11 protein-coding genes are annotated in these 11,491 nt (G+C 39.0%); 8 read left to right on the top strand and 3 right to left on the bottom strand.

The features are described 5' to 3' along the window. Positions 1–512 precede the first annotated feature (512 nt). Complete coding sequence (gene ccoG / locus AB4128_RS12490; RefSeq protein ID WP_372037845.1) at positions 513–1,940, bottom strand: cytochrome c oxidase accessory protein CcoG; 1,428 nt, start codon at positions 1,938–1,940, stop codon at positions 513–515. A gap of 164 nt (positions 1,941–2,104) precedes the next feature. Between ccoG and AB4128_RS12485 the strand changes: the two genes are divergently transcribed. Further along, a complete protein-coding gene (locus tag AB4128_RS12485; RefSeq protein WP_225442135.1) occupies positions 2,105–2,455 on the top strand; it encodes a hypothetical protein in 351 nt (116 codons plus the stop codon). A gap of 83 nt (positions 2,456–2,538) precedes the next feature. Then, complete coding sequence (locus AB4128_RS12480) at positions 2,539–3,441, top strand: 1,4-dihydroxy-2-naphthoyl-CoA synthase (protein WP_065108835.1); 903 nt, start codon at positions 2,539–2,541, stop codon at positions 3,439–3,441. 116 nt (positions 3,442–3,557) lie between these two features. On the opposite strand, the gene AB4128_RS12475 is transcribed toward AB4128_RS12480, so the two are convergent. Beyond that, the gene (locus AB4128_RS12475) at positions 3,558–4,706 is read right to left on the bottom strand and encodes an endo-1,4-beta-xylanase (RefSeq protein ID WP_372037842.1); all 1,149 of its coding nucleotides are present in this window, start codon (positions 4,704–4,706) and stop codon (positions 3,558–3,560) included. Positions 4,707–5,036: 330 nt separating this feature from the next. Between AB4128_RS12475 and AB4128_RS12470 the strand changes: the two genes are divergently transcribed. Both AB4128_RS12470 and AB4128_RS12465 read left to right on the top strand, forming a co-directional pair. Beyond that, positions 5,037–5,768, top strand: a complete 732-nt coding sequence (locus AB4128_RS12470; protein WP_055025421.1) for an NrtR DNA-binding winged helix domain-containing protein — start codon at positions 5,037–5,039, stop codon at positions 5,766–5,768. A 209-nt stretch (positions 5,769–5,977) separates the two neighbouring features. After that, a complete protein-coding gene (locus AB4128_RS12465; protein WP_055025422.1) occupies positions 5,978–6,172 on the top strand; it encodes a DUF2061 domain-containing protein in 195 nt (64 codons plus the stop codon). 18 nt (positions 6,173–6,190) lie between these two features. Here AB4128_RS12465 and AB4128_RS12460 read toward each other — a convergent pair whose 3' ends face one another. After that, complete coding sequence (locus AB4128_RS12460) at positions 6,191–7,390, bottom strand: potassium/proton antiporter (protein WP_080917285.1); 1,200 nt, start codon at positions 7,388–7,390, stop codon at positions 6,191–6,193. Positions 7,391–7,942: 552 nt separating this feature from the next. On the opposite strand from AB4128_RS12460, the gene AB4128_RS12455 reads away from it, so the two are divergent. The 4 genes from AB4128_RS12455 (at position 7,943) to pstB (ending at position 11,438) form a co-directional block, all read left to right on the top strand. Then, positions 7,943–8,752 (top strand): phosphate ABC transporter substrate-binding protein, encoded by an 810-nt coding sequence (locus tag AB4128_RS12455; protein WP_055025424.1) that lies wholly within the window; start codon positions 7,943–7,945, stop codon positions 8,750–8,752. 100 nt (positions 8,753–8,852) lie between these two features. After that, positions 8,853–9,758 (top strand): phosphate ABC transporter permease subunit PstC, encoded by a 906-nt coding sequence (pstC, locus tag AB4128_RS12450; RefSeq protein WP_055025425.1) that lies wholly within the window; start codon positions 8,853–8,855, stop codon positions 9,756–9,758. Positions 9,759–9,760: 2 nt separating this feature from the next. Beyond that, positions 9,761–10,630, top strand: a complete 870-nt coding sequence (gene pstA / locus AB4128_RS12445) for a phosphate ABC transporter permease PstA (protein ID WP_055025426.1) — start codon at positions 9,761–9,763, stop codon at positions 10,628–10,630. 58 nt (positions 10,631–10,688) lie between these two features. Beyond that, a complete protein-coding gene (pstB, locus tag AB4128_RS12440) occupies positions 10,689–11,438 on the top strand; it encodes a phosphate ABC transporter ATP-binding protein PstB (protein WP_055025427.1) in 750 nt (249 codons plus the stop codon). The last annotated feature ends 53 nt before the right edge of the window (positions 11,439–11,491 follow it).

Raw genomic sequence — 11,491 nt, 5'->3', positions numbered from 1 at the left:
CTCTTCAATTAAAGTTTTTTTTGAGACTAAGTCTCGGCTCAATGAATTCTGATTACATTATGCAGACTCGGAAGAATCTACATCCTGCTTGTTACATATTGCTATGAACACTCATCGTTACATTGATAATAATTTTGATTGCCACCTAAGTGACAATTTCGATTAACTCAACACCTGTGAGTGTCCACACAGATTTACTTGTTTGATTGTTAAAGAGCGTTGACCGTGTTGGTCAGGGATGCGTATTCTACACTTCCCGTTGTCAGCGTCAAGTGTTTTTTCAAACTTCTTTTCGCCGTTGATTTAAGGTGGTTAAAACCGCTTCAAATCAAGCTGACTCAGTGTTGGCTAGTGCCTGTCGCCGTGTCAGTGGATGCGCATTATAGGGAGATTATGAAACCGTGCAAGAGCTAAATTGAATTAATTTAATAAAACAGGGTTAACAGCTGAGATTTTGAACGAAACGCATAAAAAAGGGGCTAAACAGCCCCTTTTACCTATAATACCTAGGTTTAATCACCAAAGAATCTTGACTCTTGTTTGATAGAAACAGGCTTTCCATCGATATTTGCAACCACAATTAGATTAATTTTTGTCACTGTTCGCTCTAAAGCACCTGGATCAACCGCAATACTGACAGGAAGCGTTAATACTTCTCCAGCTTGTATAGAAACGTCTGTCGGACCGGTCCACTGATAGTTATTTAAACCTGTCATCGAAAGTTTATACTCTTGGGCTTGTTCAGTTTTGTTGAGCAGCTTCAATGTATATGTATTTTCTACAAGCCCGTCATTAGTAATACGATATAAAGCATTTCTATCTCTAATGACATCCATACGCACTGGCGCAATAGTCGCGCTGGCATATACAAAGACGAGTATCATGACTGTTAGCGCTACGCCATAGCCAACAAGTTTTGGCCTAACAATTGTCTCTTTAATATTTTCAAGTTTATTTTCGGTGGTGTAACTTATTAGGCCTTTATCATAGCCCATTCTTTCCATAGTCGTATCACAGGCATCAATACAAGCACCGCAATTAATGCACTCATATTGCAAGCCATTTCGAATATCGATTCCGGTTGGGCACACTTGCACACATAAATCACAATCTATGCAGTCACCCAATCCCATTTCTACAGGGTTTGCTTTACGAGATCTTGGCCCTCGAGTTTCACCACGCTTTGCATCATAACCAACTATATATGTATTCTTATCAAACATAGCAGCCTGAAAGCGAGCATAAGGACACATATGAATACACATAATCTCGCGCATCCAACCAGCATTACCATAGGTTGCTAAAGTAAAGAATACGACCCAGAAGTAGATGCTTAGATCCGCGTTTAGGGTGAAAACATCAATGTAGACTTCACGACTTGGTACAAAGTAAGACACAAAGGTCATTGCTGTTAATAGTGAAACAAGTACCCAAGAAGTATGCTTCGCCGTTTTTCGCCAAAGTTTATTAAAGCTCCATGGCATTTGATCCAACTTGATACGCTTATTTCTGGCACCTTCGAATTTTTCTTCAAACCAAATGAAGATGAACGTCCAAACCGTTTGTGGGCAAGTATAGCCGCACCATACCCTGCCTAGATAAGTGGTCACAAAAAAGAGGCCGAATGCAGCGATAGTAAATAGTGCTGCTAGCAAAGTCAGATCTTGAGGCCAAATAGTCAAACTAAAGATATGGAATTTCTGTTCACCTAGATTAAACCAAACGGCTTGACGGTCTCCCCATGGTAACCATGGCAATATCAGAAAGAATGACATGGTTGCCCAACCAATACGTCTTCTTACTGTTGTCCAAAGTCCGGTTACAGCACGCACATAAATACTGTTACTTGGATTGAAACGATCTGCTTTATTAGCATCTGGCTGATGGATTTTAATCCGCTTTTGTTTGGAAAAATCTTTAGATGTCGATTCTTTTGTCATCTCGATGCCTTACTACTTAAAAAGGGGCAAACTCTATTGTGATTGCAGAAAAAGTTAATATTTTAAATAATAATCTACTGAAACTGCTACACACTCGTTTACAGAGTGTTAATTGAGTATATTATACTCGTATTATTCATGGTTATTCACTTTAATTGGACTAAATGATGAGAGGTTGGATCCTAATCGCACTGATTGCTGGTGTAATTTACTACTTTGCTACCGAAACAGATAAACTCGATGAGCCGATAGCTGAAATACAATCAGTTATGGACAATGCAGATGATAAAATATCTTCAATGACAGGCACAAAAATCATTAGAAAAAGTGACAAGGTCATTAAAATACCTTCAGGTGTAATAGAAAGATTGTCAGGTAAAGAGGTTAACGCGTTTAAAGACATTTTCACTAACAATGAATCGGTTGCCAATTTTAAATCAGAATATTGTGGTTTTGGATCAAAACATCCTATTTTTGGTAAAGATAACCTTCAATTAATCTGTGACAAGATTTAATTCGAGCTTTACGACATCTGTAATTGACCTGAGATTTAAATCAGCCTAGCCTTTGGATAATCGTTTGAAAAAGGCTAGTAAACATGACTCAACAGGTTTCAGATATTTTTGACCCTTCTCTTTGGGACACAGTTAGTGGTTTCGACTTTGAAGATATCACTTATCACCGAGCAAAAGATCAAGGCACTGTTCGTATTGCGATAAACCGCCCTGATTGCCTCAATTCTTTCCGACCTAAAACAGTTGATGAGCTTTATACTGCGTTAGATCATGCTCGCCAATGGTCAGACGTTGGCTGTGTGCTCATTACCGGTAATGGTCCATCAGCAAAAGGCCAACACTCTTTCTGTGCCGGAGGAGATCAACGCATCCGCGGTAAAGACGGCTATAAGTATGAAGGGGCAGAAGAAGGTAAACCTGATGTCGCTCGTATGGGTCGCCTTCATATATTAGAAGTGCAACGCTTGATTCGTTTTATGCCGAAAGTGGTTATTGCTGTAGTCCCTGGTTGGGCTGTTGGCGGAGGTCATAGCTTACATGTTGTTTGCGATTTAACCCTTGCTTCGAAAGAGCACGCCGTTTTCAAACAAACCGATCCTGATGTCGGCAGTTTCGACTCTGGATATGGAAGTGCTTACTTAGCCAAAATGATTGGTCAAAAACGTGCTCGTGAAATTTTCTTCCTTGGGTTTAATTACTCAGCCGATGAAGCATTCGATATGGGCATGGTTAACCGCTCAATTCCTCACGCAGAGTTAGAAACAGAAGCTTTAGCTTGGGCAAAAGAAATTAACAGCAAATCGCCAACTGCCATGCGTATGCTTAAATATGGCTTTAACCTGCCAGATGACGGTTTAGTCGGTCAGCAACTATTCGCAGGAGAAGCGACTCGCCTTGCTTACGGGACTGATGAAGCACAAGAAGGTCGTGATGCCTTTTTAGAAAAACGCGACCAAGATTTTTCTAAATTCCCTTGGCACTACTAAAACAAGCTTAATTAACTTTAAGTTACTTGTTTCGCCAATAATTGAAAAAGGCGTGGCTTACTTCATCGTAAGCCACGCCTTTTGACTATAAATGCTTACCCTCAATCAAACCTGACTTAGTTTATGATGTCTTTTACAAACGGTTTTAATTGCAGCTCACGATCAAATAACAATGGGTAATCTGTTCGGCCTGTCATTGGCCAATCGTTTCTCCAAGTTTGACCATCATCGACCCCCCAAAATGTCACACGATCGATTTTTTGTTGGTGCTTTATAAATAAATCAATGATTTGCTTATAACGCTGCGCAAGTTGTTGCTCAACATCTGAAGGAAGTCCGTCAGCATAAGGATTAAACTGTTGCTGCAATGCCATATCTAAGCTGATATCTGCGCCTTGATTGTCTTCATCTGGAAAGGGTAATACTGATACATCAACCTCTGTAAACATAACGGTGACGCCTGTATCAGCAAATGCATTAATTGAGTTTTCAACTTCATTCAAATCAGGATAATCCAATGCATAATGCCCTTGAATCCCAACACCATCAATGCGAATACCTTTTGATTGAAGTTGCTTAACTAACTTAACCACCGCTTTACGTTTTGCAGGCTTAAATAAATTGTAGTCATTGTAATAAAGCGCAATATCAGCATCTGCTTGATGTGCATATTCAAACGCTTTTTCAATATAGTCAGGGCCGATGATAGCTAACCACTTTGAATCGCGAAGTGTACCGTCCTCATTAAACGCCTCATTAACAACATCCCATGCTTGCACCTTGCCTTTATATTGCCCTAACACGGTATTGATATGTAACTGTAGTCTTTCAAGTAAAGAGTCACGCTCAAGTAAATTACCCTTCTCGTCTTCAAATACCCAATCTGGCGTCTGCTGATGCCATAACAATGTATGTCCTACCATATACATGTCATGTTTCTGACCAAAACTCACCAATTTATCAGGCGTACTAAAGTTATATTGCTGAGGGCTTGGGTGAATTTCTTCCCATTTCATAACATTTTCAGCAGTTAAACTATTAAACTGCTGAGCAACCAAATCTAATACACCTGGTTTCTTATCTAAGATTTGCGCTTCACTTAATGCTGCACCGATTTTAAATTGTTCAGCAAAGTGATCTTTTAATTGTAACTCTGTCTTAGCATCAGCGGCTTGCAGAGTTACAGGCAAAAGTAGGCAAGCAAGTAATGGTACAAATCTCTTCAAACCAGCGCAGCTTATTAGCGAATTATCAGGTACAAACATATCAATCCCTTTATGTTAATAGTAATAATGAAGTCGCATTTCGATAATCTAAGAAGTGAGGACACGATTCGCTTCATAGGGTAAAACGGACAAAATCTAACAAAACACAACTTATTGTTAAAATGACTATTACATATAATATTCCTAAAACCAAGATTCATTTCAAGTGATTTTTTGTAAACAACAGAATTCGTTGCGCCCAAAGTGCGCTTAATTTACTCTTATTGATTAAAATTTATTTTTCTTTTTATCGTGATTTCATTAGATTAAGCTAAATAACCTTTATATCTGACCGATATAGCCAACGTTTTACATATGCTAGGTACTATGATGACAGTAAAGCCGATTTTAAATGCCAATGAGTTAGCCCAAGAAGAAGCTTTGCCAGATAACACCATCACGAATGTGTCGGTGGATAATCTTATTTTCTCTATGCATGAAGGTAAGCTGAAAATTCTATTAGTGAAATACAATAGAGGATTAGCGGCAAACAAGTGGGGTCTTATTGGTCATTGGGTAATGATGGATGAAAACCTTGAAGATGCAGCATCGAGGGTTGTGAAACAAACAACAGGTGTCGATAACTTATATTTGGATCAGCTAGGCGCATTTGGTCAAGTCGATCGATACCCTACCCGTCGTATCATTACGGTTGCCTTTTATTCTTTAGTACGTTTTGATGAAACACGTTTAGCCATGGGCAATAACGCCTATGAAATTGAATGGTTTGATGTCTATAACTTACCGCAGCTCGTTTTCGATCACGCAGAAATTATTAAAAGCTCACTAAGTAATCTTAAATATAAAGTCCACCACGAACCAATTGGCTTTAATTTATTACCAGAGAAATTTACCCTGCTGCAGTTACAAGAGATTTACGAATCAATTCTTAACAGTAAGCTCGATAAGCCTAACTTTAGACGCAAGATATTAAAAATGAATCTATTGATCAATTGCAACGAAAAACAAAAGAACGTAGCTCATCGTGCTGCCGCATTATTTTGTTTTGATAAAGTGGTTTACGAACAGCTTAAACAGTATGGATTTAACTTCGAATTTTAATTCAATCCGCTAATGAAACGTTATTAAGTCGCCTAAGATACGCTTAAGCGACTTTTTTATTCTTCTCAATCAGATAGATATACACGACCCGACGAGATACTCCAGTTTAATCGAATAAACCTTTTGACTTAATTTGTAAAAAACACTTCAAATGGTAATGATAACTGTTATCATTTGAATGATTAAAAACAAACTTACTCGAGGTTCACATGAAAAAAACCATGACTTTCGCTATTTTGCATTTCAGTGTTGCATTCACCATTACATATTTACTAACTGGAAGTATTGTCATTGGTGGTGCTGTGGCATTAATAGAACCTGCCGTAAATACAATTGTTTTTTATTTCCATGACAAAGTTTGGAATAAAATAGAGGCAAACAGCTTAGCTAACGCTATCAGCTAGTGCCTCATATTAAGAAAACTACTTTGCAGGTTTGTCTTTTTCAAGTCCTAGCTTATTTGCCAATGGCGCTATCGCTCCACCTTGAATAAAGATAGAAAATAAGACAAAGAAAAACACCATATGCACAATATCAATTGCGCCTGGAACACCAGCTGCAGCAGGTATTAACGCAAACACAATAGGTGTTGCCCCCTTTAGGCCTATCATAGAAATGAATAGTCGCTTTTTCCAACTGGCTTTTACAAAAGGTAAATAGCACAGTTGAACAGCAAGCGGCCTTGCAACAAATATGAGTAATAAAGCTGGAAGTATAGATATCCAGAATACGGTCATCAGCGTCTGTGGGAATATTTGTAGACCTAACACAATAAACATTAGTGCCTGAGCCAACCAAGATAAACTGTTAAAAAAGTGCAAGTTAACTTGCTGCCCTCTTTTAATGCCGTTCCCAATAACGACACCCGCAATGTAAGAAGCCAATAATATATTGCCCCCCAATAAATCAGCACCGTAAGTCGCAATAATAAAGCTGGCTAATACAAACACTGGTATCAAGCCATACTCTGACAAACTAATCTTATTTAGCAGTGTTACAGCAAGCTTACCAATTAAAAATCCGACGATAATTGCAACAGCGATTTGAGTAAACAAGCTCAAACTTAAAGAAGATATAGTAACCGATTGTGTTGAAGACAGTGCCATCTCGGTTAATACAATAACCATGAGCATAGCTACTGGGTCATTGGTTGCTGACTCAAACTCCAAAACGGTGTCGGTTTCTTCTTTTAACTTTAACTTTTTCGACTCTAAAATCGAAAATACAGCCGCCGCATCCGTTGAAGACACAACAGCGGCAAATAGTAGGCAAATTACAAAATTGAAGTCGAGCAGCAAATATAAAATACAAGCGAAGATGAGAGTGGTAAATATCACCCCAAAGGATGCCAAAACGCCCCCTTCTTTATACGCTATCTTAATTTTATCCGTCGAGGTATTAAGGCCACCAACAAAAACAATCACATTTAGCGCTAAGCCACCAATCCATGCAGTTTTGTCCAAATTGTCATAAACAAAATTAAACTCACCATTACCAAGTGAAAGACCCACTCCCATAAAGATGAATAGCGACGGGATCCCTAAGGTACGAGAAGGATGATGCAATAAAATGCCAATAACGATCAGAATAGACATTCCAATCATAATCATTTCTGTGGTCATAACGTCCCTTTTTATTTTGATAAGAAAATGAACTGAGAAGGCCACCAAAATCAAACTTAAGTTATAAAGACATCGCAGCTTATAACTTAATTATTGGCAGTGCTTGAGTGTAATAAAAGTTTAATAAAAATTTTTACGCTAAATAATTTGGCGGCAATATAACATCAATCCTCAAATCCACCTTAACCTAAGCTTAATCCAAGATTAACACTAAAAGCATTTTGCGCTTATTCAGTCAAATTGAACACCATTACACTTCAATAATACTTGGCTTTGACCCCTTCAATAGCAATTTAAGGTATTCAGCGTTTTTTTTGCTGAATTATAGTTAATAAACACATCCGCCACACATAAATATAACATAAAAAAAACATAAGCTTAGGTAACTTTAGATAATCCAATTTCAACAAAGAACACTGTAACTTAACTGTCATATTGATCTGTCTTAATGCACTCGCTTCAAATTACAGCGAGAAAGAAGCACCCTAACTTTCAATATCCAAGATGGGTATTAAGTACAAATTTAAGTACAAATAATAAGTGGAATTTGTGATGAAAAAAGTGATTGGTTTATTAACTGCTGTTGGCTTAATGACGGCACCTCTTGTTCAAGCTGGTACAGTGACAGTATCTGGTTCAACATCTGTTGCACACGTTATGGAAGTGCTAGCAGAGAACTATCAAAACACTGCTAAAAAGAATGTTGAAGTACAAAGCACTGGCTCTTCTGCTGGTATTCGTGCAGCGAAAGACGGCACCAGCATGATTGGTATGTCTTCTCGTAACATTAAAGAAAATGAGTTAAACGATACAACAAAAGAAATCGTTATTGCTCGTGACGGTATTGCTGCTGCAGTAAACAAAGCAAACCCAGTTCAAGACTTAACTCAAGAGCAAATTTCAAAAATCTACCGCGGCGAAATCAAAAACTGGAGCGAAGTAGGTGGCGAAGCTCGTCCAATCGTTGTAGTAACTCGTGAAAACGGTTCTGGTACTCGTGGCGCGTTCGAAGAAATCATGGACTTACAACGTACTGTTAATGGCCACAAGGTAACGGCTATTACACCTACAGCTCAAGTAGGTAATGGTAACGGTATGATCAAAACAATCGTTGCGAATAACCCATACGCCATCGGTTATATCTCTCTTGGTTCAGTTGATGATTCTTTAGTTGCTCTAAGTGTAGGTGGCGTTGAAGCTACTGACACAAACATTGCAGCTGGCGAATACCAAATTGCTCGTCCATTCATCGTTTTAGTGAATGACCAGCCACACCCGAATGCACAAAGCTTCATCGACTTTATCATGTCAAATGACGGTCAAAGCATTGTTGCTGAAGAAGGTTACATCCGCGTTCAGTAATAACTGACCACGGTATATTAAGAGGAGCTTATGCTCCTCTTTTGTAGTTTCTATCAAATATTAAAAATGATTAATCATCAGTACGACCTCGAGGCATATGATGAATACAGCAACTAAAGTCCAATCACAAGGACTGCAACTTGCACCAAAAAAAGCCATGGACATCAAAGAAATTTTCTTTCATGGCCTTTTCCTATGTTGCGCTATGGTTGGCGTACTATCGGTTTCCACCATCGGATGGTTTGTATTTAACGAAGGTTTACCTGCATTTAAAGAAGCAGGTGTTACTGAGTTTGTAACAGGTAAAGAATGGCTGCCACCAGCACTTTATGGCATTTTACCTATGATTGTTGCCTCAATGATATCAACAGCTGGTGCTGTAATCATTGGTGTCCCTATTGCTATTTTAACCGCTGTATTTTTGGCAGAAATTGCCCCTAAATGGTTAGCAGATTTAGTTAGACCAGCAGTTGAGTTACTAGCTGGCATTCCTTCTGTTGTATACGGATTTTTTGGATTGGTGATTATTGTCCCAGCCATTGAAACGATTTTTAATATTCCTGCTGGTAACACCATTTTGGCGGGAATCATTGTGTTGGCAATTATGATTTTGCCAACCGTCATTACTATTTCAGAAACATCTATTAGAGCCTTACCTTCAGTGTATAAGGAAGGTGCGCTAGCCTTGGGCGCATCGCATATATACAGTATTTTTAAAGTACTGATCCCTGCCGCTAAAAGCGGCATCTTTACAGGCGTTGCACTGGGCGTTGCTCGTGCAATTGGTGAAACCATGGCCATCATTATGGTTATGGGTAACGCACCGGCTATGCCAGGTTCGTTATTGGAGCCTGCACGTACACTTACCGCTAACATCGCAATGGAAATGTCTTACGCAACAGGCATCCATTCAAGTGCACTGTATGCAACAGGTATTGTCTTATTGGCATTTATCGTTTTGCTTAACGGTTCATTGTTATACCTAAATCGCAAGAGAGCGTATTAATCATGTCTAAGTTTACTCAATCAAACTCATTAGTATCGAGACAGAATCAAGATAAATTGCTTCATGGCGCTATTTGGGCTGCTGCCGGTATCACTATCTTATTTTTGTTATGGGTGGTTTGGCACATTCTCTCAAATGGATTAAGCCATGTTAGTTGGGAGTTTATTACTGGTGCCTATACCCGCATTGGCGAAGCTTCTGGTATTTGGGCGATGATTGTATCGACCGTATATATGGTACTACTGTCATTAGCTTTCGCAGCACCAATTGGCATTATGACGGCGATATATCTAACTGAGTACGCCAAGCCTGGCAGTAAAATTGTGCAAGTTATCCGTTTTTGTACTGAGTCACTCGCAGGTATTCCATCGATTGTTTACGGCTTATTCGGTATGACATTCTTTGTCACGACCTTAGGCTTAGGCTTTTCAATCTTGTCGGGTGCATTAACGCTAGCTATGTTGATTTTACCCGTCATCATTCGTACTACGGAAGAAGCCTTAATGGCTGTACCAATGAGCTACCGTGAAGGTGGTTATGCATTAGGTAGTAGTAAAATTTACACCATTTGGCGCTTAATATTACCAAGCGCTTTACCAGGTATTGTTACATCGGTCATTTTAAGTACTGGCCGCGTTATTGGAGAGTCAGCACCAGTATTTTTAACCGCTGGTATGGTGACTCAAATTCCTGACTCTGTATTAGATTCAGGCCGAACATTGACTGTTCATTTATATAAGTTAACCCAAGAGTTATTTACTCAGCACGAATGGGATCAAGCTTATGCCACTGCAACCATCTTAATTGTATTGGTATTAGCACTAAATTTAGCAACCAAAGTCATTGCTACCCGATTAAATAAATCTTCTTAGCATTAAACAAACGAATAGTAATAACACGTAAAACATCGTGTTAATTAAAGGCCAGATCATGAACAAACTTGAAGTAAGCAACTTAGACCTATTTTACGGCGAAAACCATGCGTTAAAAGATATCTCAATTAACATCCCATCACGCCAAGTGACGGCTTTAATTGGACCATCAGGTTGCGGAAAGTCAACACTGCTACGCACGCTAAACCGAATGAATGACTTGGTTGCAGGAGTCAAAATTACAGGCACTGTGGCATTCGAAGGTGAAGATATTTATGCCGACGTTGATGTAAAAAACCTAAGAATGCGAGTAGGTATGGTGTTTCAAAAGCCAAACCCTTTCCCGATGAGTATTTATGAAAACATCGCTTTTGGCCTTAAAGCCCAAGGCGTTAAAGATAAAGCCGTATTAGATAAAGTTGTTGAAGACTCATTACGTGGCGCAGCTTTATGGGAAGAAGTTAAAGACAGACTAAATACACCTGCTTTTGGTTTATCAGGTGGTCAACAGCAACGTTTGTGTATTGCCCGCGCGATTGCGATGGAGCCTGAAGTTATCTTAATGGATGAGCCAACCAGTGCACTTGATCCAATCGCAACCCATAAGATTGAAGAGCTAATGGATGAATTACGTAAAAAGTTCACCATTGTTATCGTGACTCACTCAATGAACCAAGCAAAGCGCATCTCGGATAGAACAGCTTTCTTCTGGATGGGTGAATTAGTAGAGCAAGGTGAAACGCACCAAGTATTTAATAACCCACAAGACTCACGCACTCAGGGTTATGTTAGTGGTGAGTTTGGTTAATACGATTGTGTTAATTTGTCACTAAATAGTTAGAAATAAAAAAGCCTTCAATA

It is taken from the genome of Shewanella sp. 10N.286.52.A9, from assembly GCF_041468985.1.
In the GTDB taxonomy this organism is placed as follows: Bacteria; Pseudomonadota; Gammaproteobacteria; order Enterobacterales; family Shewanellaceae; genus Shewanella; species Shewanella japonica.
This window is presented reverse-complemented; position numbering and strand designations above follow the sequence as displayed.

What these genes read in the sequence shown, in the direction of transcription:
- ccoG (WP_372037845.1), bottom strand. Translation starts at nt 1,940, where the DNA reads ATGACAAAAGAATCGACATCTAAAGATTTTTCCAAACAAAAGCGGATT.
- AB4128_RS12460 (WP_080917285.1), bottom strand. Translation starts at nt 7,390, where the DNA reads ATGACCACAGAAATGATTATGATTGGAATGTCTATTCTGATCGTTATT.
- AB4128_RS12455 (WP_055025424.1), top strand. Translation starts at nt 7,943, where the DNA reads ATGAAAAAAGTGATTGGTTTATTAACTGCTGTTGGCTTAATGACGGCA.
- pstB (WP_055025427.1), top strand. Translation starts at nt 10,689, where the DNA reads ATGAACAAACTTGAAGTAAGCAACTTAGACCTATTTTACGGCGAAAAC.
- AB4128_RS12485 (WP_225442135.1), top strand. Translation starts at nt 2,105, where the DNA reads ATGATGAGAGGTTGGATCCTAATCGCACTGATTGCTGGTGTAATTTAC.
- AB4128_RS12480 (WP_065108835.1), top strand. Translation starts at nt 2,539, where the DNA reads ATGACTCAACAGGTTTCAGATATTTTTGACCCTTCTCTTTGGGACACA.
- pstA (WP_055025426.1), top strand. Translation starts at nt 9,761, where the DNA reads ATGTCTAAGTTTACTCAATCAAACTCATTAGTATCGAGACAGAATCAA.
- AB4128_RS12475 (WP_372037842.1), bottom strand. Translation starts at nt 4,706, where the DNA reads ATGTTTGTACCTGATAATTCGCTAATAAGCTGCGCTGGTTTGAAGAGA.
- pstC (WP_055025425.1), top strand. Translation starts at nt 8,853, where the DNA reads ATGAATACAGCAACTAAAGTCCAATCACAAGGACTGCAACTTGCACCA.
- AB4128_RS12465 (WP_055025422.1), top strand. Translation starts at nt 5,978, where the DNA reads ATGAAAAAAACCATGACTTTCGCTATTTTGCATTTCAGTGTTGCATTC.
- AB4128_RS12470 (WP_055025421.1), top strand. Translation starts at nt 5,037, where the DNA reads ATGACAGTAAAGCCGATTTTAAATGCCAATGAGTTAGCCCAAGAAGAA.